The 23,483-nt window shown below is 59.6% G+C and carries 26 protein-coding genes; 5 read left to right on the top strand and 21 right to left on the bottom strand.

The window, feature by feature from the left end; genetic code table 11:
- Window positions 1-30: 30 nt before the first annotated feature.
- A complete protein-coding gene (locus MVC20_RS18205) occupies window positions 31-1,116 on the bottom strand; it encodes a polyamine ABC transporter substrate-binding protein (protein ID WP_297543991.1) in 1,086 nt (361 codons plus the stop codon).
- A 144-nt stretch (window positions 1,117-1,260) separates the two neighbouring features.
- Between MVC20_RS18205 and MVC20_RS18200 the strand changes: the two genes are divergently transcribed.
- Window positions 1,261-1,956 (top strand): GntR family transcriptional regulator, encoded by a 696-nt coding sequence (locus MVC20_RS18200; protein ID WP_297543990.1) that lies wholly within the window; start codon window positions 1,261-1,263, stop codon window positions 1,954-1,956.
- A gap of 85 nt (window positions 1,957-2,041) precedes the next feature.
- Window positions 2,042-3,439, top strand: coding sequence for an aspartate aminotransferase family protein (locus tag MVC20_RS18195; protein ID WP_297543988.1), 1,398 nt, complete (start codon window positions 2,042-2,044; stop codon window positions 3,437-3,439).
- Between the two features lie 8 nt (window positions 3,440-3,447).
- Here the strand turns inward: MVC20_RS18195 and MVC20_RS18190 are convergent, their stop codons facing one another.
- The 13 genes from MVC20_RS18190 to MVC20_RS18130 form a co-directional block, all read right to left on the bottom strand.
- On the bottom strand, window positions 3,448-4,512 hold the full coding sequence (locus MVC20_RS18190; RefSeq protein ID WP_297543986.1) for a YeeE/YedE family protein: 1,065 nt from the start codon (window positions 4,510-4,512) through the stop codon (window positions 3,448-3,450).
- A 101-nt stretch (window positions 4,513-4,613) separates the two neighbouring features.
- Window positions 4,614-5,045, bottom strand: coding sequence for a DUF302 domain-containing protein (locus MVC20_RS18185; protein ID WP_297543984.1), 432 nt, complete (start codon window positions 5,043-5,045; stop codon window positions 4,614-4,616).
- A gap of 38 nt (window positions 5,046-5,083) precedes the next feature.
- Window positions 5,084-6,352, bottom strand: a complete 1,269-nt coding sequence (locus MVC20_RS18180; protein ID WP_297543982.1) for an NAD(P)/FAD-dependent oxidoreductase — start codon at window positions 6,350-6,352, stop codon at window positions 5,084-5,086.
- A 28-nt stretch (window positions 6,353-6,380) separates the two neighbouring features.
- On the bottom strand, window positions 6,381-7,085 hold the full coding sequence (locus MVC20_RS18175) for a c-type cytochrome (RefSeq protein WP_297543972.1): 705 nt from the start codon (window positions 7,083-7,085) through the stop codon (window positions 6,381-6,383).
- Window positions 7,086-7,094: 9 nt separating this feature from the next.
- On the bottom strand, window positions 7,095-8,162 hold the full coding sequence (locus MVC20_RS18170; RefSeq protein WP_297543970.1) for a c-type cytochrome: 1,068 nt from the start codon (window positions 8,160-8,162) through the stop codon (window positions 7,095-7,097).
- Window positions 8,146-9,429 (bottom strand): sulfite dehydrogenase, encoded by a 1,284-nt coding sequence (gene soxC, locus MVC20_RS18165; RefSeq protein WP_297543968.1) that lies wholly within the window; start codon window positions 9,427-9,429, stop codon window positions 8,146-8,148. Before soxC ends, MVC20_RS18170 begins: the two co-directional genes overlap by 17 nt.
- Window positions 9,430-9,455: 26 nt before the next feature.
- Window positions 9,456-11,153 carry a thiosulfohydrolase SoxB gene (gene soxB, locus MVC20_RS18160; RefSeq protein ID WP_297543967.1) on the bottom strand — a complete coding sequence of 566 codons (1,698 nt, stop codon included), beginning with the start codon at window positions 11,151-11,153 and terminating at the stop codon, window positions 9,456-9,458.
- A 98-nt stretch (window positions 11,154-11,251) separates the two neighbouring features.
- Window positions 11,252-12,109, bottom strand: a complete 858-nt coding sequence (gene soxA, locus MVC20_RS18155; RefSeq protein ID WP_297543965.1) for a sulfur oxidation c-type cytochrome SoxA — start codon at window positions 12,107-12,109, stop codon at window positions 11,252-11,254.
- 27 nt (window positions 12,110-12,136) lie between these two features.
- Window positions 12,137-12,466: a thiosulfate oxidation carrier complex protein SoxZ gene (gene soxZ / locus MVC20_RS18150; protein ID WP_297543963.1), complete on the bottom strand. Its 330-nt coding sequence runs from the start codon at window positions 12,464-12,466 to the stop codon at window positions 12,137-12,139.
- Window positions 12,467-12,488: 22 nt separating this feature from the next.
- Entirely contained in the window at window positions 12,489-12,905 is a 417-nt protein-coding gene (gene soxY, locus MVC20_RS18145; protein WP_297543961.1) for a thiosulfate oxidation carrier protein SoxY, read from the bottom strand.
- A gap of 39 nt (window positions 12,906-12,944) precedes the next feature.
- Window positions 12,945-13,415, bottom strand: coding sequence for a sulfur oxidation c-type cytochrome SoxX (soxX, locus tag MVC20_RS18140; protein ID WP_297543959.1), 471 nt, complete (start codon window positions 13,413-13,415; stop codon window positions 12,945-12,947).
- Between the two features lie 107 nt (window positions 13,416-13,522).
- Window positions 13,523-14,101, bottom strand: coding sequence for a thioredoxin family protein (locus MVC20_RS18135; RefSeq protein ID WP_297543957.1), 579 nt, complete (start codon window positions 14,099-14,101; stop codon window positions 13,523-13,525).
- A gap of 15 nt (window positions 14,102-14,116) precedes the next feature.
- Window positions 14,117-14,854: a cytochrome c biogenesis protein CcdA gene (locus MVC20_RS18130; protein WP_297543955.1), complete on the bottom strand. Its 738-nt coding sequence runs from the start codon at window positions 14,852-14,854 to the stop codon at window positions 14,117-14,119.
- 79 nt (window positions 14,855-14,933) lie between these two features.
- Between MVC20_RS18130 and MVC20_RS18125 the strand changes: the two genes are divergently transcribed.
- From MVC20_RS18125 to MVC20_RS18115, 3 genes are read left to right on the top strand one after another with little or no spacing between them, the layout of a single operon-like run.
- Entirely contained in the window at window positions 14,934-15,302 is a 369-nt protein-coding gene (locus MVC20_RS18125) for a hypothetical protein (protein ID WP_297543953.1), read from the top strand.
- A gap of 32 nt (window positions 15,303-15,334) precedes the next feature.
- Window positions 15,335-15,649, top strand: a complete 315-nt coding sequence (locus MVC20_RS18120; protein WP_297543951.1) for a metalloregulator ArsR/SmtB family transcription factor — start codon at window positions 15,335-15,337, stop codon at window positions 15,647-15,649.
- Between the two features lie 42 nt (window positions 15,650-15,691).
- The gene (locus MVC20_RS18115) at window positions 15,692-16,738 is read left to right on the top strand and encodes a YeeE/YedE family protein (RefSeq protein ID WP_297543949.1); all 1,047 of its coding nucleotides are present in this window, start codon (window positions 15,692-15,694) and stop codon (window positions 16,736-16,738) included.
- Here MVC20_RS18115 and sulP read toward each other — a convergent pair.
- From sulP to MVC20_RS18080, 7 genes are all read right to left on the bottom strand, one after another.
- Window positions 16,714-18,468 carry a sulfate permease gene (sulP, locus tag MVC20_RS18110; RefSeq protein ID WP_297543947.1) on the bottom strand — a complete coding sequence of 585 codons (1,755 nt, stop codon included), beginning with the start codon at window positions 18,466-18,468 and terminating at the stop codon, window positions 16,714-16,716. The two genes, MVC20_RS18115 and sulP, sit on opposite strands and share 25 nt — an antisense overlap.
- 33 nt (window positions 18,469-18,501) lie before the next feature.
- A complete protein-coding gene (locus tag MVC20_RS18105) occupies window positions 18,502-19,386 on the bottom strand; it encodes an MBL fold metallo-hydrolase (protein ID WP_297543945.1) in 885 nt (294 codons plus the stop codon).
- Window positions 19,383-19,817, bottom strand: a complete 435-nt coding sequence (locus MVC20_RS18100; protein WP_297543943.1) for a DUF6691 family protein — start codon at window positions 19,815-19,817, stop codon at window positions 19,383-19,385. Before MVC20_RS18100 ends, MVC20_RS18105 begins: the two co-directional genes overlap by 4 nt.
- A 3-nt stretch (window positions 19,818-19,820) precedes the next feature.
- Window positions 19,821-20,261, bottom strand: a complete 441-nt coding sequence (locus tag MVC20_RS18095; protein ID WP_297543941.1) for a YeeE/YedE thiosulfate transporter family protein — start codon at window positions 20,259-20,261, stop codon at window positions 19,821-19,823.
- 169 nt (window positions 20,262-20,430) lie between these two features.
- Complete coding sequence (locus tag MVC20_RS18090) at window positions 20,431-21,921, bottom strand: tripartite tricarboxylate transporter permease (protein WP_297543939.1); 1,491 nt, start codon at window positions 21,919-21,921, stop codon at window positions 20,431-20,433.
- Window positions 21,918-22,409, bottom strand: coding sequence for a tripartite tricarboxylate transporter TctB family protein (locus tag MVC20_RS18085; protein WP_297543937.1), 492 nt, complete (start codon window positions 22,407-22,409; stop codon window positions 21,918-21,920). Before MVC20_RS18085 ends, MVC20_RS18090 begins: the two co-directional genes overlap by 4 nt.
- A gap of 76 nt (window positions 22,410-22,485) precedes the next feature.
- Window positions 22,486-23,463, bottom strand: coding sequence for a tripartite tricarboxylate transporter substrate binding protein (locus tag MVC20_RS18080; RefSeq protein WP_297543935.1), 978 nt, complete (start codon window positions 23,461-23,463; stop codon window positions 22,486-22,488).
- Between the last annotated feature and the right edge of the window lie 20 nt (window positions 23,464-23,483).

Raw genomic sequence — 23,483 nt, 5'->3', positions numbered from 1 at the left:
GGCCATGCGCGGGCGATGTGCCTGTTCGGGTCAGGTGCCGGATTTGATCTTGGTCCAGAGGCGGGTCACGGTCCGCTGAACCTTGGCGTCATAGGGGGTGGTGGTGAAGAGGTTGTTCAGCGCCTCTTCCGACGGGTAGATCGCCGGATCGCCGATCACGTCTTCAACAAGGAACTCCTGGCTCGCCTTGTTGCCATTGGCGTAATAGACATAGTTCGACGCCGCGGCCATGTTCTGCGCATCCATGATGAAGTTCAGGAACACATGCGCCCCGTCGGGATTGGGCGCATCCACCGGAATGGCCATCTGGTCGAACCACATCTGTGCGCCTTCCTTGGGGGCGTTGTAGACGATTTCGACGCCATTGTCGGCCTCTGCCGCGCGGTCACGCGCCTGAAGAATATCGCCGGACCAACCCACAGCCACACAGATGTCGCCATTTGCCAGCGCGTTGATGTACTCCGAGCTGTTGAATTTCTGGATATGCGGGCGCACGGCCATCAGCACATCCTCGACCTTGGCGATCACGTCGGGATCATGGCTGTTGGGATCTTCGCCGATGTATTTGAGGGCCATCGGGATCATCTCGGCGGGCGCATCAAGGAAATGTACGCCACACGCGGACAGTTTGGACATGTTGTCCGGGTTCAGCACCAGTTCGAGACTGTCGAGCGGGGCATCCTCGCCAAGAATTTCCTGAACCTTGCCGACATTGGCACCAATGCCCGTGGTCCCCCACATGTAGTTGATCGAATAGGCGTTTTCAGGGTCATACTGTTCCGTGCGGCTGCTCACGACATCCCACATGTTGTCGATGTTCGGCAGCTTGGATTTGTCCAGCTTCTGAAACGCACCCGCCTGAATCTGGCGCTGAAGGAAGGTGCCGGTCGGGACAACCACGTCATAACCGGAACCGCCTGCGAGCATCTTGGTTTCCAGAACCTCGTTGCTGTCGAAGACGTCGTAGATCAGCTTGATCCCGGTATCCGCCTCGAACTTGGTCAGCAACTCTTCGTCGATGTAGTCGGACCAGTTGTAGACCCGCACTTCCTCGGCCTGGGCGGCAAACGCCCCAAGCGCGATGGTCGCGGTTGTCGTCAGTATCAGATTTCGCATCATGTTCTCCCGTTGGTCGGCATGTGTCTGCCCTGTTGCGGATTTGATCAAAAATTTCCGCTCATGGCAATATGGTAATGTTTTCATGCACAGGCTAAACTCGCAAGGCCAGACATTGAGACGCCTGATCGGATTGCCTTGCAGATGACCACCGCCGCACAGAAATTGAGCACGACCGATGGGGATTTGACGCGGCTGCCCGCGCACGAGGTGATCTATCGGCAACTTCGCGACCTCGTTCTGTTTGGTGATCTGGCACCCGGACAGGCCGTAACGATCCAGGGTCTCTCGGAACGTCTGGTCGCGGGCATGACGCCCGTGCGCGAGGCGATCCGCCGCCTCATCGCTGAGGGGGCACTGGAGTTTCAAGGCAATCGCAGGGTTTCAGTGCCTCTGTTGACGGCCGACAATATCAGCGAATTGATCTATGCACGGCAATGGCTTGACCCTTATTTGACGTTGCGCGCGACAGAGCGCGCGAGCCTTGAGGATCTGGATTGGCTGGCGGATTTGGATGACGAACTGGATCGTGCAATCCTGCGCGGCGATCTGCGTGCCTATCTCGAATTGAACTACCGCTTTCACAAGCGCATCTACGACATCGCACAGGCACCGATCCTGGCTGATGTCGCGGATGGGCTCTGGCTCCGGTTCGGGCCGTCGTTGCGCGTGGTCTGTGGACGCATGGGCACCCAGAACCTGCCGGACAAACACAAGGACATGCTGGCCGCGATGCATGCCCGCGATGCCGAGGCTGCCGCACGCGCCATTCGCGAAGACGTGATCCAGGGAATGGAGCAAGTGCGCCATTCCCTAGAGAGATCCGGCGCTCTCTACTGATTCGATTGACACTGGATAATTTGATCATATTTTTGTGGTGAGGGCCGCGCATGCGTGGCTGAACCGATTCGGGAAAGGGACCGCCATGACGATGATCACAAACCACATGCCGACCGCAGAGCTGCAGGCGCTGGATGCCGCGCATCACATGCACCCCTTTACCCATGGCGATCAACTGGGCGCCAAGGGCGCGCGGATCATCACCCGCGCCAAGGGCGTGACCCTGACCGACAGCGAGGGGCACGAGATCCTCGACGGCATGGGCGGGCTTTGGTGTGTCAACATCGGCTATGGGCGCAAGGAACTCGCCGATGTGGCCGCGCGACAGATGATGGAGCTGCCGTTCTACAACACGTTCTTCCAGACCAGCCACGTGCCCGCCATCGCGCTCTCGGCCAAACTGGCAGAATTGGCGCCAGAGGGGTTCAACCACGTGTTCTACGCCGGTTCCGGATCAGAGGCGAATGACACGAATATTCGCATGGTCCGCACCTATTGGGCGCAATTGGGCGAACCAGAGCGCAATATCATCATCAGCCGCAAGAATGCCTATCACGGGTCAACCATGGGCGGCGGCAGCTTGGGCGGCATGTCGGGCATTCACGCGCAGGGCGGCTTGCCCATCCCCAACATCTGTCACATCGACCAACCGCATTGGTATGCCGAGGGCGGCGATACCGACCCCGAGACGTTCGGCCTGGAACGCGCGCGACAGCTTGAGGCCAAGATCGAGGAACTGGGCGCGCATCGCGTCGCGGCCTTCATCGCCGAGCCGGTGCAGGGCGCGGGCGGCGTGATCATCCCCCCCGACAGCTATTGGCCCGAAATTCAGCGGATTTGCGACAAATACGGTATTCTGTTGATCGCAGACGAGGTGATCTGCGGGTTTGGTCGCACAGGCAACTGGTTTGGCAGCCAGACCTATAACATCCGGCCCGATATCATGACCATCGCCAAGGGGCTCAGCTCTGGGTACGCGCCGATTGGCGGGTCTCTGGTTTCGGACCGGGTGGCCAAGGTGATCAACGCCTGCGAGTTCAACCACGGCTATACCTATTCCGGGCATCCCGTCTCTTGTGCCGTGGCGCTCGAGAATCTGCGGATTCTCGAAGAGGAAAAGATCATCGAGCGTGTGGCGACGGACACCGGGCCCTATCTGCAGGAAAAGTGGAACACGCTGGCCGATCATCCGATGGTGGGCGAGACGCGGATCATCGGGATGATGGGATCGCTGGCGCTGACCCCGCACAAGGCGAGCCGGGCCAAGTTTGCATCCGAACCGGGCACGGCAGGCTATATCTGCCGCGAGCGGTGTTTTGCCAACAATCTCGTGATGCGTCACGTCGGCGACCGGATGATCATCTCGCCGCCCCTGGTCATCTCGAAATCCGAGATCGACACTCTGATCGAGCGCGCCTGGATGTCGCTCGATCAGGCGGAAAAGCAAATCCGCGACGAAGGCTTGATGAAGGCTGCGGCCTGAAAAATGACCTAGGTTGTGGCCGGGCGCAGCGCGCGTCCGGCCATTACAAGATGCGTGGCCATCGCCCCGATCCACATGCAGGTCACGGCCACCCACGCGGTCAAGGCGAAAATCGACCCACCCGACATGCCCGCGCCAACGGCGCAGCCACCGGCAAGCATGCTGCCAAAACCCATCAGTGCCGCACCGATCAGGTAGCGTTCCATCGGGGTATCGGGGCCAAAGCGCTCGATCTTCCATTCACGGGTCAAGAGGGCCATTGTGGCAGCCCCCGTAAAGACCCCTGGCACAAGACCCACGCCAAACCCAAGCGGCAGGGTGGTGCTGTTGACCAGTCCCATCAGCGTATCGGTAGACGGGCCCGTAAAGGTGACGGACGAGAGTTCGACCATCTCAAAGGACGTTTGGGCAATGGCATAGGTCAGCAACCAGCCGAGACCCACCGCAAAGCCCACCAATGCAGCAGCGATGGCGTGGGTGGCGCGCACGCCGCGCCGATATGCCAATAGAAAGCCGGCTGCGAGAACCAATGCCGCGAGCAGTACCGCCGCGCCCGGCGCCAGCCCAATAAGCGTCAGTATGTTGCGCGTGTCGCCCCCCGGCACGAGCCAGAGGCGCGCCAGTCCCTCGCGCGCCGGTGCAAGCACCCCACGCAAAGCCGATTGCGCCACGAGGGTCAGAACAAGCCCCGTCACGATGGCGCGCAGATTGCCGGTGGCCGAGAGCACGAGCAAGCGACTGGCACAGCCGCGCGCAAGGATCATGCCCGCGCCAAACATCAACCCGCCGATAATGGCCCCCGACATGCTGCCTGTTGCGGCCAAGGGGCGGGCTTCGGACACGTCGAGCAGGCCTAGGGCAATCGCACCCTGGACAGATACGACCCCCGCAGAAAAGGCAATGAGCCAGATCGAGAGACGCGGACCCAAACCGCGCTCGGCCACCTCGACCGCGGCGGCACGGAGGCAAAACCGGGAATGTTGGGCAGCAGCCCCGAAAAGCACACCGACAAGCGCGCCCGCCATGGCCAAAACCGCCCCGTCGCCAAATCTGTCTATCAAGGATTCAAGCATGCGCCGCCCCGCCAGAAAAGATGCGACCAGATATCAAGACAAGGGTTTGTGCGCCTTGACATGCGTCAACCGGGCCGTTGCAGCGGCCCGGTCGAAATGGCTTACTGCAATGCCTCTTGAACGATGTCGTCCAGCATTGCCTGCACCTTCTGCATCTCGCCCTCGGGATAGTTGCGATAGCCGATCAGCACCTCGCCCCCCTGATCGGCGACAAAGATACCATAGGGGCAATGCGCGATGTTCATCGGGTCTGCCTCCATGACTTCGCGCGAGAGGGTGGCGGAACAGAACAGAAAAATATCCGCCGAGTCGAAAATCCTCACATCGCTGCCCACATCCGCGCCGGTGCGGTTCAGCATTTCGCCGACGTGGCTCTGGAGATCAATCACCAGTCCACGCCCGACTATCGCGCTTTCAACAGCAAAGGTGGCGTCGTCAAAGCTGCCGTCATAGGGGTAGGTGGTGGCCTGATCCCCCGCCACTACGGGTGTCGCCAACAGGCTGAGGGCAGCGACGCAAAGTAACCGTTTCATGGAAATATCTCCTCTTTCAGAGTGGTGTTCGCGCGCATTCAGTTGAACATGTCGGCCGTGATACCGGCATACCAGCCCACGGATTCCTCGTATGTCGCCTTGCGGGTCGCGGCATCCTCGCCGGTCTGCGAGATGAACCCATCAACCTTGGCGATCTTCTCTGCCGTAGCCTCGTAGGTGGCCCCCACCTTGACGCCGTCGTCTGCGGCGATGAGGGACCAGCAGGTGTTGGTGAACTTCGCTGGAAAGACCTTGGAACCGGTCAGCGCGCCGCGGACCGCCATGGCGCAGACCTTGGCCTGCGAATTGGCGGCGAAACCTGACTTGGGCATGTCACCCTGTTGCGCCGAGTCGCCCAGAACATGCACATCCGGGTCAGCCTTGGACGACATGTCAGCCGCATTGACAGGCGCCCAGTTGCCATCGGTGACGCCTGCCATGTCGGCGATACGCCCGGCTTTCTGCGCCGGGATCACGTTACAGACATCCACTTTTTCGACCGATCCGTCGATGTCCACGGTCATTGCCGCGGGATCGACGCGCACATTGGTCGCGCCGAAATCCGGACCGACCCGCTCGATCATGCCGCTGTAATGGCGCTCCCAACCTTCTTCGAACAGAGCCTGTTTAGAGAAACTTTCCTTGGGGTCGACCAGCAGGATCTTGGCGGTCGGGTTGGTCTGCTTGAGGACATGTGCGACCATCGAAATCCGCTCATAGGGCCCCGGCGGACAACGAAACGGGTTAGGCGGGGCAACCATGGCGAACCGCCCGCCCTCGGGCATGGCCATGACCTGTGCCTTGAGAAGTTCGCTCTGCGATCCGGCCTTGTAGGCGTGGGGCATCTTGTTCTGCGCGGCGACCGACCAGCCGGGCACGGCCCCCTCTACAAAGTCAATGCCGGGGCTGAGGATCAGCTTGTCATAGGGCAGCACGGAGCCACCTGCGAGGCTGACGGTCTTGGCGTCGCGGTCCACATCGACGGCCCAGTCGTGCACGACATTGATCCCGTACTTGGCCGCAAGCGTGCCATAGGTGTGTGATATATCCTCGAGATCGGTAAAGCCCGCGATGTAGAGATTGGAAAAGTAGCAGGTAAAGTAGGTGCGCGACGGTTCGACCAGGGTGACGTCAATCGCACCCTGGCTGTCTTTGGCGATATAGCGCGCGGCGGTGGCCCCGCCCGATCCGCCGCCGATCACCACGACCCGGGGTTTGCCATGGCCATCGGCCAGAACGGCAGGCGCCGACAGGCTTGCAGCCGTGGCTGCGCCCACGGCAATAAACTTGCGTCGGTTCAACGTCATGTTCAGTCCTCCCTGAATGGACCTCAGGTCAGTCGAGGTCCTTGAAATAGGCCGCCAATGCCGCGATCTCCTCGTTCGACAGGCGTCCGGCCATCATCTGCATCACCGGATGGGGGCGCAGTTTGTTCTTGTATGCGTGCATGGCAACCACAAAATCCTCTTGGGGCCAGCGGGTAATGGACGGAATCCCATCGCTCGACCCATCGGCCTGATGGCAGCTGACACATTCGCTGGAGAGGTATTCGCCATATTCGGGATCACCCTGAATGGCCAGAATGGCAGGGTCAACAGAATGATCCGTGCCGCGTGCGGTCGGCGCAGCCTCAGGGATATTCGCAGGGTCAGCGGAAAAGCTACGCAGATAGGCCATGAGATCCGCACGGTCTTGCGCATCCTTGATGCCCCGAAAGCTCATCCGCGTTTTGGACACAAGGGCACGGGGATTCTCGATATAGGCGTCGAGCGTGTCAAAACCCCAGATCAACCCGTCAACCCCGGCCCGCTGCATCGAGGCGGAGTAGGCAAAACCCTCATGCGATGCGGCGCGACGCCCGAAGAGGCCATTGAGATGGGGGCCGATACGGTCTTCGGCCCCCTTCCCGATTTCGTGGCACCCTTTGCACTGTCCATACAACACAGCGCCTGCCTCAGCATCACCAGCCAATTCGGCGCGCAGAGCGCCCGCCGCCAGTATCGCGGTCAGGGCAATCGGCAAGAGGCGGCGCGCTATCATGGCCTAAGTCTACTGACTAAAGCTCGAAAGATAAGCGGAAATTGCTGCGAGGTCCTCATCCTTTTTGAGGCCTGCAAAGCTCATCTTGGTGCCCTTCATGAAGCCACGCGGATTGGCGAGAAATGCGGTTATCGTCTCGTCGGTCCAGACCAGACCGTCCGTCGCCATGGTTTGAAGCGCGTCGGAGTATTTGAACCCCTCGACCGCGCCCGCGGCACGCCCCATCACCCCATTGAGGACTGGCCCGACTCGATTTGTCGCCCCCTCCCCGACCTGATGGCAGGCGCTGCATTTCTTGAACACCTTTTCACCAGCGGCGATCAGCGCCGGATCAATCGCTGCGACCTCTGCTTCCGGGACCACCTCTGGTTCGGCAGCTGGCTCCGGCGCGGCCTCGGCCACTTGAACGGGGTCGGCCGCGCTTGCCTCTTCTGCAGCGCCCCCTTCATCGGGTGTCACGTCGAGAACGGTCGCATGCATCGTGATCTCGACCTTGTCCTTGCAATTCTCCATGCAGGGCTCGCCATGCCAGATGGCATATTCCGTCACGGCGCGATCATCGACGATAAAGCCGCCCGCGTTGGGCAATTCCACATCCATGAAGTTTTCATGGCTCAGCTCGAAATCGTCGTCCACAAGGTTGTTGGAATACAGGATATAGGCAACGATGGCATAGACCTCATCGGGTGTCAGGCTCTGCGCATTGCCGAACGGCATGGACCGGTTGACGTAATCAAACACGGTCGAAAGATGGGGCCAGTAGGACCCAACCGTCTTAAGCGGATCGTCCCGGTCGAGCGTGTCGGCCCCGCCCGCCAGTTTCGGCCAGTTTCCGATGCCTTCGGCGAAATCGCCATGACAGACCGCGCAATGTTCGCCAAAAACCTCGTCGCCAGTCCAGACATCGCCAGACCCCTCGGGCAAGCCGCGTCCGTCTGGCATCACCTTCACATCCCACGCCGCGATTTCCTCGGGCAGGGCAGGGCGCCCAAGGCCGTATTCCCCGGCCCAGATAGCAGTTGCCGTGGCGCTGAGGGCAAATCCCGTGACCAGCGTAAACTTAAGAAACTTCGACATTTTCTGCCTCCCCGTTGGGCCGCACCCACCATGTCTGAATACAGTTGTTGTGATAGACCGAGTTCAGGCCGCGCACCTCGCGCAGCTGCGCCTTGGTGGGCTGGATATATCCGGTCTCGTCCATGGCCCGGCTCTGAAGCAACATCTCTTCGCCATTCCAAGTGGTATCGAAGTAGAAACGGGTGAGCGCTTTGGCCTCTCCCGGTTTGGCAAGACGCGCGGTTTCCCATGTCTTGCCACCATCCTTGGACACGTCGACGCGGGTGATCGCGCCGTGACCGGACCATGCCAAACCTGTAATCACGAGTGGACCCGTGCCATGTTTGATGGGCGACTGCGGACTGGGCGAGGTGATGACCGATTTGGCATCCATCACCCAGGTCCATTTACGGCTTGTGCCATCTTCCAGCGTGTCCGTGTATTTGCTGGTTTCTTCGCGGCTCTCGACGGCGGCATCGGTCACTTCGATGCGACGCAACCACTTGACCCACATGTTGCCTTCCCAGCCAGGCACGACAAGGCGCACGGGATATCCATGCTCTTTGCGCAACGCCTCGCCATTGGCCTTGAACGCAACAAGGCAATCGCCAAGCGCCTTGGCCATGGGGATCGAGCGGCCATTGGAAGACGCATCCGCCCCCTCGACATAGACCCATTTATCCTTGAGATCGCCCGCTGCGTCCAATCCCGCCTCTTCGAGCAGGGTGCGCAGGGGGACGCCGGTGTATTCCATGTTGTGGATCATGCCATGGGTGAACTGCGCGCCGTTCAATTGTGCGCCGGCCCATTCCATGCCGGTGTTGGCGGCACATTCGCAGAAATAAACATGGTTCTCGCGCGGAAAACGCTCCAGGTCTTCGTAGGTAAAGACCAGCGGCGTATCGACGAGGCCGTTGATCATCAGGCGATAGTCCTCTTTCTTGAGGTCGATCGCGCCGGAATGGTGCCGCTCGAAGGCACAGCCCTGCGGCGTGATGGTGCCATCGAGCGCGTGAATGGGGGTAAAGTTGATCGAGCTGATCGGATCCGCGGTGAGCCAAGGCACATTGCGCCGCACGACATCCGATTCATACTCGATTGGCAGACCATAGGGCGTTGCATCCACCCCGTCGCCCAGACCGTTCGCCCAAGGCTGAACCTCGGTGATCAGCGGATCGGGGGTTCCTGCGTGCGTAGCCCCAGCCGCAACGGCCCCGGCCGCCGCCGCCACGCCACCGCGCAAAAAGGCGCGCCGGGAGGTGGGTTTGCCTTTGAATGTCCCTGACATCTCAAATGCCTCCTTTCAGCAAGTCGTTACGCGCCAATTACCTGGACGCTGTTGTTGGGGGTGACACTGACCGTGCCAAGTGTGCGGATATGGCTCTCGACCACATCCCAGATTTCGGGGCCTTCAGTGTTTTCATTGACCGAGGCCCAACCAGCGACCACGTAGGATTTCGCGGGATCAATCGCTTCGCCTGTCTTGAGCAGGGTCATGTCGCTGATCCGGCTGCCCTGCGGCTGGTTAATGTCGATCCGATAGCCCATGCCGCCGATGCGGACCATATCGCCACCCTGTTGATAATAAGGGTCGGGGTTGAAGATGTTGTCGGCCACGTCCTCGAGAATGACCTTGATGAATTCACCTGTCATTTCAGAGCGATAGGCCTTGCCATAGGTCATCGAGGTGACGTTGAAGATGTCCTCGCGGGTGATGTCCTGACCGGGGATCAGGCTTGGTCCCCAGCGGACGCCCGGAGACATGGCGATGTCGGCTTCGCGCTCGGACAAGAGCGCGTCGCAGATCAGATCGTCCCATGTACCGTTGAAGTTGCCACGACGATAAAGCAGGCTGTCTGTCTTGCCGATCACTTCGGTCAACTGGTCGAGATATGGCGCGCGCTGCGCGTCAATCAGGGCAGCAACCTCTTTATCCGGCTCGATCACGTCGGAGAAGATCGGGATCAGCTTGTGCCGGAAGCCCATCATCCGCCCATCGCGCACATCGAGATCAACGCGGCTCACGAATTTACCGTTGGAGCCAGAGGCCACAATGATTGTCTCGCCCACCAGCACAGGCTCTGGCAGGGCGTCATGCGTATGCCCCGACAGGATCACGTCGATGCCGGTAACGCGCCCGGCCATCTTCTTATCTACGTCAAAGCCATTGTGGCTGAGGCAGACGACGAGCTCGGCCCCCTGCCCACGCACCTCGTCGACCATGGTCTGCATGTTTTCGTCACGGATGCCAAAGCTGTATTCCGGGAACATCCAGCCCGGATTGGCAATGGGCATATAGGGAAAGGCCTGACCGATAACGGCGATCTTGACCCCGCCACGTTCGAAGAACTTGTAGGGCGGGAATAGATCGACCGGCTCGTCCCATTCGGCATCAAAGATGTTCTGTCCGAGCGCGGCAAAGGGGAGGCTCTCGACAATCTCCTGCACACGGGCGGACCCTAATGTGAATTCCCAGTGAAAGGTCATCGCGTCAGGTTTCAATGCGTTCATCACATTGACCATGTCCTGACCAGCGGTGTGGTAACAGGTGTAGGAACCATGCCAGGTATCGCCGCCATCCAGCAGGATTGCATCGGGGCGATCTGCTCGAATGGCGTTGATGACCGTCGCCATCCGGTCGAGGCCGCCGACCTTGCCATAAGCTTGCGCAAGCGCGCTGAAATCGCCAGCCGACAGGGCGTAATGCGTGGGGCTGCCATCGTCGATGCCGTAGAGCTTACGGAAATCCGCGCCGGTAACATGCGGCACGGCCCCCTTGTTTTCGCCCACGCCGATATTGATCGACGGCTCGCGGAAATAGATCGGTTTGAGTTGAGCGTGGATGTCGGTGACGTGGATCAGGCTGACATTGCCAAAGGTATCGAAGCGCATCAGCTGATCCTGGGTCAACGCCTGCTGCGCGGCGAGTTTCGCCCAGTTGCCAAAGGAAGATGCCCCAAGAATGGCAGAAGCAGCCATGCTCGTCTGAAGAAAATCACGCCGCGAGATCATGATGGACCTTTCCAACTCCCGCACAATCACATGCGGATTTTTGAATGTTTTTGGATATGGAAAACCCCGCCGACACGCAGTCTGGCGGGGTATCCCGATTAGTTTCTGACCGACGGACCTTCGACTGAAAGGCCGTTGCCGCGCGAGGCGACATAGAGCTCAAGCGCGATGAACTCGGGGCTACCTTCGGCAAAGGTTTCAGCCCGCGTGTCGCGAATGCACCCTTTGAAGCGGTTGTGTGCCCCGTTCAGCTTGGTGTTCTTGAGACGGTAGGTCGGGAAACCGTTGATCTGCCCTTGGCTCAGGTGATCCGCACGGATCATGTTGCCGTAGTTCTGTTCGTGGCAATTGGCGCAGGACAGCTCGAGCTGACCATACCGGGTATAATACATTTCCTTGCCCATTTCCCAAGTGGCCTGAGCCGGGCCGTCGATCGCGACGTTGATCGGCATGCCGCGCGATACAGAAGCCAAGAGCGCGGTCATGTTGACCATCTCGTCACCGCCATACTTCCACTTTTCAGCGCCCATCTGCTCTGTCCGGCAGGCGTTGACCTGCATTTCAAGCGTGCGCACTTCGGCAGCGGTCTCGTTCCACTTGGGGTAGACGGCACGGACGCCCTTCATGCTCTCGGCCGCATCACCATGGCAGCTTGCGCAGGACTTGCCTTCGGTGCCCTCTACGGTTTCCCATGCGGTCATTGCATTCTCGACAAAGATCATGCCGGGATTGTCGAAATCATCGGCCTGCATTGCACGGGTGTCATCGTTACGGAAATGCCAGCCGGACAGCACCTCGTCCAGCGTATCCGCGAGATGCGCGGGCGCCGCGGCGCGGGTGGTCATCTCGATTTCTTCGTTGATAACCAGGGTGTCGTCGACGGGGTCTGCAAAGGCAGTCCCCGCCAAGAGCGCCGTTGCGCCAATCAGACCGGTAATGCGTCCTGTTCTTGTCATTCTCGTCCCTCCCTTGACGATTGGCCCTTATTTCAGCGCGATCGGCTTGGTGTCTTCGTAGACCGAGCCATCGTCATCGTACCAAGTGAACTTGAATTCACCGGCTTCGGGCACGGTGGCGGCGAACTCGATGTAAGGGTTGGTCGAGATTGCGGGCTCCATGGTCACGTCGACGACGCTCTGACCGTTGAACTCGCAAGTGAACCGATTGATGATCGAGCGCGGGATGATGTTGCCTTCCTTATCCTTGCGCTGACCGGATTCCATCGGGTGGCTGATCAGGGTCTTGATCGTGACCGCTTCGCCTGCGGCTGCGGATTTCGGGACCTTGACGCGGGGTGTTACGTCTTGTGCCATTCTCGTTTCTCCTACCTAAGCCTCAGCCGCCGCAGCCGCCGATTGTAACCTTGACGTTGCTCGATGCCTTGGCGAAGGAGCCGTCGCTCATCTTGGCGATTGCCACCACATCCTGCGTGCCTGCCAGGCGGATGCGGGTCGAGGCGGTTTGCGATGCAGCCAAGGCGCCGAATTTGAAGGTGGCCACACCGGGCGTCGGGTTGCCCATGGCCAGCACGAGGATTTCGACGGCACCGGGGGCCGCGACCTCGATCGGCACCGTGTTTCCGTTCTCGGCGATTTCGGGGGCGGTCAATGTGATCCCGCTATCGGCCATGGCAGCCCCGCCCGTGAATTCGGCGATACGGTCTTCGCCTGCTGCGGTGGCGCGCATGGGAAGGCCAAAGGCGACAAAGGCCCCTGCCCCCATGATCATCACGTTGCGTCGTGTCAGTGTCATGTTGTCAAACTCCTGATCTTGGTCACGCTTGGGGCGCGATCACTCTTTGAGGGTCGCCAGATAGGCGACCACGTCTTCAACTTGCTGTGCAGTCAGCAGAGGACCAAAAGTGCTGTCTGCCGCCTCTCCGGTGAACGCATTTCCCGGCCGCGTATACCCATCTGTCCGGTAGAAAGAGGGCATCAGCGACTCTGGAAACATCATCTTGGCATTGGCGACGATGCCGCGCAGTTCGGCCTCGCTCCACCGAGAACCCGCGCCATCCAGCATTGGGCCGATCTCACCGTGAAACGGAACGTCGCTCAGGTCGGTAACCTGGTGGCAGGCCACGCAGTTGCCAAGCGAGCGATTTCCAAGCACTTCGCGCCCGGCGATTGGGTCGCCTGCAACACCCGTCAAGGATTCTGCAATCGCGCCATCGGTGAACTTCACATCTGTCGGTGCGACTTCGGCCGCTGACGCGCTCATTGTCGCGCAGATCAGCGACACCGTGAGAATTGATCGTTTCATGCGTCCTCCCTAACACATTCAGATTTTTGTATATCATAGAACACAATTTCGCGATCACACAACAATAAATTCGTATTCTTGAATTTAATGTATTCTCACGCAGCTGCTCACTGCGATTTTGCCGCTTCGCGTTCGGCGATGCGGCGTGCGTGATAGCGTTGGAAATCCTCTTCGGTATCAAGCAAATACCGTTTCTCCTGCACCCAAGTGAGCAAGTCTAACGTAGTGCCGGGGCCAAAGGCACCGGGCATCATCGCCACCGCTGCCTGTGCGGCTGTCTGATCTTCTGCCACCTCTTCGGGTAGAAACAGAATCGACGGCGTAAAGAGCAGCCCCCATTTTCGCGCGGCCTGTTTCTCAGACAGTGATTCACCGTCGAAATCGACAACCTCCAAATCGCCGTGCAAATTGAGCTGCACGACAAAGAAATTATCACGGATGAAATCGGCAATTTCCGGACGGGGAAACACCTCTTCATGCATCTTGGTGCAATAGATGCACCCGCGCTGTTCGATGATCACCATCAGGCGCTTGCCCTCGGTATTGGCATCAGCCAGGTCCTCACGCAGGTCCTTGAAAGTGTCGCGCATCCAGTCCGTCTTGTGCAGGCCGTCGTCGCCCAGTTCCACCGCAGCGACGGGCATTGCGAACAGGGCGGCGGCCAGCAGGGTCAACATTCTTGTCATCATGCTTCTCCTCGATCAGATGTTTTGAAAGGCTGGAAAGGTCTCCAGCATCCATTGGGCGATATAATTGACGCTGTCGGTCGCAATGAGCGCAGCAAAGACGATCAAGAGCAGCCCCATTGCTTTTTCGACCTTGGGCAAGTGGCGGCGGAACTTCGCGGCAAAGCGCAGAAACGGTCCGATAAAGAGCGAGGCCACCATGAAGGGCGTGGTCATGGCGAGACCAAAGACCAAGAGGAGCACCAGCCCTTTCATCGCCGTGGCCTCGGTGCTGGCGGTAAAGACCACTGCCGTCAGCACACCACCCACACAGGGCGTCCAGCCGGCTGCAAACGCAAACCCCACCACATAGGCCCCGAGAACCGACATATTCCTGGTGTCGCCGGCCTCCATCTGGAACACCCGGTTGAGAAAGCCGATGCGCAGCACGCCCAGAAAATGCAGTCCGAGGATCAGCACAACAAGCGCGGCAAACATGCGAAACTCTGTCTGAAATCCCCGGAACGCCTGGCTCAGGCCAAAAGCTGCGGCGCCTAGCAATACAAAAACCGTGATGATTCCCGCAGAAAACATGACAGACGCGGCAAAGGCGCGACGGCGCACACCCGGAGCAAGACGACCCTCCGCGCTGATCTCGGACATCGACGCCCCAGCCATGTAGCTGAGGTAAAAGGGCACGATTGGCAGCACGCAGGGCGAGAAAAAGACGATCAATCCCCCGACAAAGGCGCTAAGCAGTGAGACATCGAACATCGGGCATCCTCAGACGGGTTGATCCGCATACATATTCAAACTATCATATGTTTTATTCTGTCCGTCAATCGGAACACCGATGCACACGCTCGTTGCCTTTCTCGTTAGCCTCTCCCTGACATTCGGCCTGATTGGTCCGCTGTCGGCGGCTGAGCTGGTCATGGTCGAGCGGCATGGTTGTCATTGGTGCGAGCGATGGAATGCCGAGATTGCTCCGGCTTATCCCAAGACCACGGAAGGCGCGCGCGCACCCCTGCGCCGGGTGCAGATCAACGCGCTGCCCCAAGACATTGCCTTTCACAGTCGACCGATCTTTACCCCGACCTTTGTTCTGGTCGAGGACGGTCAGGAACTGGGGCGGATAGAGGGCTATGCGGGCGACGAGTTCTTCTGGTTTCTTCTGACACAGCTTTTGGACGCGCACCCCGATGCCACCAAGGCGCCGTGATACCGATGTTGCGCCGCGCTCCCCCTCCCCTTATGGACAAGTCTGACGAGAGCATCGATGCGATGCTTGACCTGGCGCATACGGCGGCAGAGTTCCTCAAGGCGATCAGCCATGAAGGGCGTTTGATGATCCTGTGTCATCTCGCTACCGGGGAAAAGAGCGTGACCGAGCTTGAGGATTTGCTCTCGGCGCGACAGGCGGCAGTGTCTCAGCAACTCTCACGCTTGCGTCTGGAAGGTCTGGTAACACCACGGCGAGAGGGCAAGGCTATCTATTACCGTTTGACAGACCGCCGCGCGATACAGATGCTCGAAGTTGTCTACGATCTGTTTTGCAAGCAACCGTGATCCACGCAGCGCGACCTTGCCAGCGTCAAACGGAGGAGCATCATGCCCGGCGGCATCCCTGAACCCATGATCATCCTGTTCTTTGGTTTTGCCGGCGGCATGGTCCTTGGGCTCGCGGCGCGCGTGGGGCGGTTCTGCACTCTGGGCGCGATCGAGGATCTGCTTTATCAGCAGAGCGATACGCGTTTGCGGATGTGGGGATTGGCCATCGGGGTTGCCGGGATCACGGCCTTTGGTCTGGCAGGGTTCGACCTGTTCGATATTTCCAGCAATGCCTATTGGATCACGCCATGGTCGCCGCTGGCCAGTGTCTCGGGCGGGCTTCTCTTTGGCTATGGCATGTCGCTTGCCGGGAATTGTGGATTTGGCGCGCTTGCCCGATTTGGCGGCGGCGATCTAAGAGCGTTCGTGATCGTTCTTGTGATGGGAATATCGGCCTATGTGATGATGTCGGGCCCCTTTGCGAGATTGCGTATCCTCGCGACAGAGGCAACAAGCCCCGCGTTCGAAAACCAGTCCTATGCGCAGGTTCTTGGATCGCTCACCGGATTACCGATGGTCTGGGTGGGAGCGGCAATTTCAGCGCTGATCTGCTTTGCGGCGCTTGCCTCGCGCAACTTTCTGCAGAACCGCCGTGCGGTCTTTTGGGGGGCGGCGGTTGGACTTGCGATCACGTCTGGTTGGTTCGGCACTTCCTGGGTTGCCACGCATGGCTTTATTCCGCAGCCGGTGCAGACGCATACTTTCTCTGCGCCTCTCGGGGAAACGATCATCTTTTTGATGACGGCAAGCGGTGGCGGCCTCAGCTTTGGCGTGGCATCCGTTTTTGGTGTGTTAGCCGGTGCATTTTGCGGCAGCCTGATCAAAGGCCATTTCCGGTGGGAAGCCTGCGAGGATCCGCGGGAATTGCGGCGGCAGATGTTGGGCGCGGTCTGCATGGGCTTTGGCGCGGTGCTGGCCTTTGGTTGCACCGTCGGTCAGGGAATTTCCGCCTTTTCCGTGCTGTCTTTCAGCGCGCCCGTTACCTTTGCCGCGATCTTTGTGGGTGCCGCGATTGGCTTGCGTCAGCTCATCACCGGCTTTGCCTGATCGCTTGCCACCGTATCGGGGCTGAGGGCCGTAAAGGCATCGTATTGCGCTTGGAACACCTGGCCGGTGAGGTCGCTCAGGAAATGCGCGCGGCAAAGCCGGTCCATTACTGGTCCCTTGACCTCTGACAGATGCAGGCGGATGCCCATCTCCTTGAGCCGATTGTTGATCTCTTCCAGTGTTTCGACCGCGCTCAGGTCGATCTCGTTGATGGCAGAGCACATGAGAACCACATCGCGCACCGGCCCCCCGGAGTGCACGCGCGCAAAGACGTGATCCTCAACAAAACGGGCATTGGCAAAGTAGAGGCTTTGATCGGGTCGAAAGGTCACGACCGCAGGATCGGTCAGGACCTGATGGCGCAGGATATTACGGAAATGCTGGGTGCCGGGAACAAGGCCCACTTCGGCAATATGAGGCCGGGAACTGCGATAGAGATGCAGGCCGATGGAAAGGATAACGCCGGCAGAAACTCCGGTTTCGACCCCGAAACCGAGGGTCAGAAGGATGGTACCCGCCACGGCGGCAAAATCTGCCTTTGAATAGGTCCAACTGCTGCGGAGGATCGCAAGATCAACGAGGCTGAGCACGGCCACGATAATTGTGGCCGCCAGCGTGGCAATGGGCAAAAAATAGATCAGCGGAGTGAGGAACATCGCGGCGATGGCCAATCCAGCGGCGGTAAAGGCGCCCGCGGCGGGCGTTGCCGCGCCTGCGTCATAGTTCACAACAGACCGGGCAAATCCGCCGGTGACGGGATAGCCGCCGGTAAAGGCCGCGCCGATATTGGCAGCCCCCAGACCGATCAACTCTTGATCCGGGTCGATCCGCTCGCGTTTCTTGGCCGCCAGCGTCTGCGCAACTGACATGGATTCAACAAAGTCGATCGCCGAAATCAGCAGCGCGGGCACAAAGAGAGCACCGATCAGGCCCGGAGAAAAGGACGGAAGTGTCAGGGGCGGCAAGCCTCGTGGCACATCCCCGACGACGGCCACACCATGCTGATCAAGCTCGAAGCGCCAGACGATAATGGTGCTCACGGCCACAGCGATCACTGGCCCTGCCTTGGCCCCCATATCCGCGGCGCGTGGACCCAGCCCGCACCGCACCAGCAAGGGTTTCAGGCCATGACGCACCCAGAATAGAAAAGCGGCGGAAGCCATGCCAATAAACAGGGTGAAATTGCTGATACCGCCCAAATGCTGCAGCAGCGACCAGAGCATCTCTGGCAAAGTTCCGCCGCTGGCCGGGACGCCAAGGAGATGTTTCAACTGACTGACGGCGATCAGTATACCGCTGGCGGTGATGAAACCTGCAATCACCGGATGCGACAGGAAGTTCGCCAGAAAGCCAAGGCGCAGCATGCCCATTGCAAGCAGGATAAGGCCCGACAAACCCGCGAGGGTTAGAGCCGCCACCGCATAGCCCGCTGTGCCCGCCTCGGCCACATCGCCAATCGCTGCCGCCGTCATCAGCGACACCACCGCCACCGGCCCCACGGCCAAGGCACGGCTGGTGCCAAAGATCGCATAGAGAACGATCGGAAGGATCGAGGCGTATAGCCCCGCCTCTGGTGGCAAACCAGCAAGAAGCGCATAGGCCAGAGATTGCGGAATCAGCATGATCGTCACGATCACCGCTGCCAGAGCATCGTCGGTCAGCGTGTTCCGCGTATACTGCCGACCCCAGTTCAGAATGGGCAGGAAGCGACCGAGTCGGCTCAGGTTCATTTCGGCCGTTCCCTGCCCTATCCAAGCGTTTGATCAGAGTCGGTTGACCGGCAATTTCAGCATCGGGTTGCCATCGCTGTCGCGGGGAACTTCGCCTGCGCGCATGTTGACCTGCAAAGAGGGCAGGATCAGCCGTGGCATGGCAAGCTGCGCGTCACGCTCTGTGCGGAACTTCACGAATTCCTCGCGGGTTTTCCCGCCACCGACGTGGATATTATACGCCTTCTCCGCCCCTACACTGGTCTCCCACTGAATGTCGCGGCCGTTGGGGCCGTAATCATGGCACATGAAGAGGCGCATATCATCAGGCAGGCGCAGCACCTTCTGGATGCTGTCATAGAGTTCGCCGGCATCACCGCCGGGAAAATCCGCGCGCGCCGAACCGCCATCCGGCATGAAGAGCGTATCGCCGACAAAGGCCGCATCGCCCATCACATGAACCATGCAGGCGGGCGTATGGCCGGGCGTGTGCATGGCAAAGCAGGTCATCTGCCCGACCTTGTAGGTGTCACCATCTTTGAACAGCGCATCGAACTGGCTACCGTCGCGCTGAAATTCGGTGCCTTCGTTGAATATCTTGCCAAAGGTTTCCTGCACGACGAGGATCTTCTCGCCAATCCCGATCTTGCCACCCAGTTTCTGCTGAATATAGGGCGCCGCCGAGAGGTGATCGGCGTGGACATGGGTCTCGATGATCCAGTCGAGCCTGAGGCCGAGGTCCAGAATATAAGCGATCATGGCATCGGCATGGGTATAGGTGATCCGCCCGGCCGCCATGTCGATATCCATCACGCTGTCAACCACCGCACAGGCGGACGAGTCGGGATCCTTGACCACGTAGCTGATGGTATTCGTGGCCTCGTCGAAGAACGCCTTGACTACGGGCGTCACGCCCATGTTCACGGGATAGTCCATCACGCCGTGACCCTTTTATCCGCTTGTTTCGTCTGTATCGTCTTGGCCACCCAAAGCCCGGCCAAGAGTGCTGCGACAAAGGCCACAACCTCGTATCTGCCCGAGCCAAGGGCCGGGACTGCTGCACCGGGGCAAAATCCCGCGATGCCCCAGCCAAGACCAAAAACCGCCGATCCCCCGATCAGGCGCGCGTCAATGACCCGGTTGGTGGGCAGCTTGAACTCTGCCTCGACAATCGGACCGGGGCGTTTGAGAACAAGCCGATAGCCGATGAAGGTGGTCAACAACGCACCGCCCATGACAAAAATCAGGCTCGGATCCCATGTCCCGGCAATGTCGAAGAAATTAAGCACCTTGGCCGGGTTGATCATGCCAGAGATGGCAATTCCCACGCCAAAGACAAGGCCGACAAGCAGCGCTGACAGGATACGCATGGCTCAGACTCCGATCACGTGACGAATGACATAAACCGTGGAAAAGGCCACCACCATGAAGGTCAATGTGGCCACGAAGGATCGGGGCGATAGCCGTGCAAGGCCGCAAACCCCGTGCCCCGACGTGCAGCCAGAGCCGAATGTCACACCGATACCCACGATGAATCCGCCGATCACGATCATCGGCAGGCTTATCGGTACCTCGACCTCTGGCATTTGTCCGGTCAGCGCCAGAACCACAAGCGGTCCGGCAATCATGCCCACGACCATCGCCGCACGCCAGCTCTTGTCGCCCGGCACACCGCCTGTAATCAACCCTGACAAAATGCCGGTGGCCCCCATGATCCGACCTTGGAGAAACATCAGCAACACGGCTGACAAGCCGATCAGCACACCGCCCGCGAATGACATAAGCGGGGTAAATTCAGTTTCGGCTCCGGTCATTCTTCTTCCTCTCTCGCCATGGCAAAAGCTCGTCAGGGGTGGCCAACGATTATATCTTTATTCTTGAATATATGAAGGGAAGCCGTGTTTTCCTAGCCCCCAGCAGGGCCTGTCACGAAAATCTTATCACGCGGCAAACCAACACGAGATGGTCGTATGCCACACGAGTTCAGCCCTTGTCCCGCGCCTTGTCAAGTGTGCCTCGCGCAATCGCAACGACCGCGATCAGGGTCAAGGCCCAGAAGAACCATGTGATTGGCCCCCGCAACAGCACATCGGGCGATCCGCCAGACATCAGCATGGATTTGCGGAAATTATCCTCGAGCAGGGGCCCCAGAATGAAGGCGATCAGGAAGGGGGCGGCGGGAATATGATAGCGGGACATGAAGAACCCGACCCAACCCATCACGAACATAACGCCGACGTCAAAGATGTTGTTGTTCACCGCGAACACCCCATAGATGCAGAGCACAAGGACGATCGGCATCAGAATACGCTTGGGAATATCAGCCACGGGCTTGAAGCCGCGAATGGCCAGGCCGCCCACGATCAAGAGCAAGCCAGAGGAAAAGATAAGGCCGATGAAGAGGCCGTATATTATGTCGACGTTCATCACGAACATCATCGGCCCCGGTTGCAATCCATGCACCATGAAGGCCCCGATGATGATGGCCGTGATCACGTCGCCGGGCACGCCCAAGGCCAGAAGCGGGATCAGAGTGGCACCCGCCACGCCGTTATTGCCTGCCTCCGAGGCGGCGACGCCCTCGATCTCGCCCTTGCCGAAATTGGCCTTGTTGGGGGATTTGCGGCGGGCTTCGGAATAGCTCAGAAACGCCGCAGGGGCCGCGCCGATACCGGGGATCGCGCCCAGGAAGACCCCGATGAAACTGCCACGCACGATGGAGCGAAAACAGCGCTTATACTCGGCGAAGGTGACCCATTTACCGCCCAGGGCCTGCACCTTGCCGATATGACCGGTGGGATTCCAAACCATGTTTATGACCTCGGGGATGGCAAAGAGTCCGATCAGCACGGCGATGAAATTCAGACCTCCCATCAGGTTGGGATCGCCAAAGGTGAAGCGATTGGTGCCATAGACAAGATCAAGCCCGATGGTTGCCAAGAGCAGCCCCAGAAGCGCCGCGAGAGCACCGCGCAAAAGGCTTTCGCCCGACACGCCCGCGATGATCGTGAGCGAGAACAGAATGAGCGCAAAAAATTCAGGCGGCCCAAAGCTGAGCGCAAAAGACGCCAGCCAGCCCGCGAAAAGGATCAGCGCAAGGTTCGAGATCAGATCCGCCGTGCAGGAGGCCCAGAGCGCCATGCCAAGCGCGCGCCCCGCCTCGCCGCGTGCGGCCATCGGATGCCCGTCCAGAACTGTGGCGGATGAGGCGGGCGTGCCCGGTGTCTTGATCAGAATGGCCGGGATTGAGCCGCCGAATATGCCGCCCTTGTAGACACCCAAAAGCAAGAGAATTCCATTGATCGGCTGCATCGGAAAGGTAAAGGGCAGCGTCAGAGCCACCGCCATTGTCGCCGAAATCCCGGGAATTGCCCCACCGATCACGCCGATCACGATACCTATCGCCAAGGACACAATCGCCTCGACGTTTCCGACCAGCGCGAGACCGGCCATGATGCTGTCAATCACACTCATGGCAGCCTCACAAATTCACCCTGCGGAATGGCGACGCCCGCAACATGAGCAAAGAAGGCATAGAGCAGGAGGGGAACAGTCACGGCACAGATCAACGCGGTCTTGGGATGACGCGTCTTGACCAGAAAAGCGAGCGACGCAAAGGCCAGCATCGTGGTCCAGACCATGCCGATCCGGGGCAAGAGCCAGAAGGTGACGGTCATCAATACCGCCATGCCTGCCAGCCGGATCAACCCCGCCTGCGGGTCTTGGATCGGGTCATTGACGGGCGCGTCATCCACATCCGGCTTGCGGTTCGCAAACAGCATTCCGAGCCCGACCAACCCCGTCAGTCCGGCGATGGCATAGGGCCAGAAGCGGGGCGACAACACGATGTTCCGGATATTGCTTGGAGCAGAGATCCAATAGGGAATGGCGTATAAGATCAGGAAAAGACAAGCCGCACAGGCGCCGATGCCCAGTTGCACCTGAATTGCACGTTTGTTCACCCTGATCCTCCCCGATCAGATTGCGGACCTCAGGCGACCGGGCACCGTGGTGCCCGGCCAGCGTTCGCGAGGGTCTTCAGCCTTCTATGCGCATGCCGAGTTTGTCGACCAACGCACGAAAGGTTTCATACTGAGTTTGAATGAAGGCGTTCGCCTCCTCGGGGCTCATGACATTGATGACCGAGCCAAGCGCGCTCATCTGTGCGATGAACTTCTCGTCTCCCGCAGCGGCGGCCATCCACTCGCCCCACTTTGCGGCTACATCGTCAGGAAGATCATCCGGCCCGGCAATGCCTGTCCAGCCCACAAGCTGCGTCAGGTCCGGTTTGCCGAGTTCGACAGCGGTTGGTGCGTCAAAGCCCGGTACAGGTTCTGCTGTGGTCACGAGGATCGGTTTCAACTGCCCATTGGCCACGAAATTGGCAAGGGCGGATGTGTTGGTGCAGATGAATGTCACGGTTCCGTTGAGAACGGCGGTTGCCGCCTCGCCACCGCCGCCTTGCGGGATATGGATCGCCTTGTCGAGCGGGTTCTCGACGCCGAACTCATCCAGCACCATTACCGCCGCGAGATGCAGCATCGAGCCGACGCCGGAGGAGCTGAAGCTGGTGCCTTCAGATTCTGTCAGTGCGACCAAATCCTCGATTGTCTCAATGCCGGAATCGGGGCGCACCGCACAGGCGACGGGGTTGATTTCATAGACTGTCACAAAGCGGAAGTCGTCTAGCGTATAAGGCAGCGTCGCCTTCATCGCCGGGTTGACGGTATGCGAACCGACGCGGGCAAAGAGCATGGTATAGCCATCTGGCTTGGCATTCTGCACCGCGACCGATCCTGTGGCGCCCCCTGCCCCAGTGATGTTCGACATGACCAAAGGCTTGCCGACCACGGTACCCAGTGGCTCTGCGATCGTGCGGGCCGAAATGTCGGTCGCACCGCCCGCGCCATAGGGAATGACCATGTTGATGGGGCGTTCGGGGTATTCGGCCAATGCGGCGGTCGCCGTCACGCCAAGCCCCAGGGCGCAAACCGCGCCCAACTGTCTCAGCTTCATGTTTTCCTCCTCCTCTGTGG

It is taken from the genome of Roseovarius sp., from assembly GCF_027019125.1.
Classification (GTDB): domain Bacteria; phylum Pseudomonadota; class Alphaproteobacteria; order Rhodobacterales; family Rhodobacteraceae; genus Roseovarius.
The sequence above is the reverse complement of the archived record's forward strand: the minus strand, read 5'-3'. Positions and strand labels throughout refer to the sequence as shown.

Coding starts and splice junctions, on each gene's coding strand:
- sulP (WP_297543947.1), bottom strand. CDS start 18,468: ATGAACCTGAGCCGACTCGGTCGCTTCCTGCCCATTCTGAACTGGGGT.
- MVC20_RS18170 (WP_297543970.1), bottom strand. CDS start 8,162: ATGTCGAAGTTTCTTAAGTTTACGCTGGTCACGGGATTTGCCCTCAGC.
- MVC20_RS18125 (WP_297543953.1), top strand. CDS start 14,934: ATGCACACGCTCGTTGCCTTTCTCGTTAGCCTCTCCCTGACATTCGGC.
- soxA (WP_297543965.1), bottom strand. CDS start 12,109: ATGACAAGAACAGGACGCATTACCGGTCTGATTGGCGCAACGGCGCTC.
- soxB (WP_297543967.1), bottom strand. CDS start 11,153: ATGATCTCGCGGCGTGATTTTCTTCAGACGAGCATGGCTGCTTCTGCC.
- MVC20_RS18190 (WP_297543986.1), bottom strand. CDS start 4,512: ATGCTTGAATCCTTGATAGACAGATTTGGCGACGGGGCGGTTTTGGCC.
- MVC20_RS18180 (WP_297543982.1), bottom strand. CDS start 6,352: ATGACGTTGAACCGACGCAAGTTTATTGCCGTGGGCGCAGCCACGGCT.
- MVC20_RS18175 (WP_297543972.1), bottom strand. CDS start 7,085: ATGATAGCGCGCCGCCTCTTGCCGATTGCCCTGACCGCGATACTGGCG.
- soxX (WP_297543959.1), bottom strand. CDS start 13,415: ATGAAACGATCAATTCTCACGGTGTCGCTGATCTGCGCGACAATGAGC.
- MVC20_RS18095 (WP_297543941.1), bottom strand. CDS start 20,261: ATGACCGGAGCCGAAACTGAATTTACCCCGCTTATGTCATTCGCGGGC.
- MVC20_RS18185 (WP_297543984.1), bottom strand. CDS start 5,045: ATGAAACGGTTACTTTGCGTCGCTGCCCTCAGCCTGTTGGCGACACCC.
- soxC (WP_297543968.1), bottom strand. CDS start 9,429: ATGTCAGGGACATTCAAAGGCAAACCCACCTCCCGGCGCGCCTTTTTG.
- MVC20_RS18200 (WP_297543990.1), top strand. CDS start 1,261: ATGACCACCGCCGCACAGAAATTGAGCACGACCGATGGGGATTTGACG.
- soxZ (WP_297543963.1), bottom strand. CDS start 12,466: ATGGCACAAGACGTAACACCCCGCGTCAAGGTCCCGAAATCCGCAGCC.
- MVC20_RS18115 (WP_297543949.1), top strand. CDS start 15,692: ATGCCCGGCGGCATCCCTGAACCCATGATCATCCTGTTCTTTGGTTTT.
- MVC20_RS18135 (WP_297543957.1), bottom strand. CDS start 14,101: ATGACAAGAATGTTGACCCTGCTGGCCGCCGCCCTGTTCGCAATGCCC.
- MVC20_RS18100 (WP_297543943.1), bottom strand. CDS start 19,817: ATGCGTATCCTGTCAGCGCTGCTTGTCGGCCTTGTCTTTGGCGTGGGA.
- MVC20_RS18130 (WP_297543955.1), bottom strand. CDS start 14,854: ATGTTCGATGTCTCACTGCTTAGCGCCTTTGTCGGGGGATTGATCGTC.
- MVC20_RS18080 (WP_297543935.1), bottom strand. CDS start 23,463: ATGAAGCTGAGACAGTTGGGCGCGGTTTGCGCCCTGGGGCTTGGCGTG.
- MVC20_RS18120 (WP_297543951.1), top strand. CDS start 15,335: ATGGACAAGTCTGACGAGAGCATCGATGCGATGCTTGACCTGGCGCAT.
- MVC20_RS18195 (WP_297543988.1), top strand. CDS start 2,042: ATGACGATGATCACAAACCACATGCCGACCGCAGAGCTGCAGGCGCTG.
- MVC20_RS18090 (WP_297543939.1), bottom strand. CDS start 21,921: ATGAGTGTGATTGACAGCATCATGGCCGGTCTCGCGCTGGTCGGAAAC.
- MVC20_RS18205 (WP_297543991.1), bottom strand. CDS start 1,116: ATGCGAAATCTGATACTGACGACAACCGCGACCATCGCGCTTGGGGCG.
- soxY (WP_297543961.1), bottom strand. CDS start 12,905: ATGACACTGACACGACGCAACGTGATGATCATGGGGGCAGGGGCCTTT.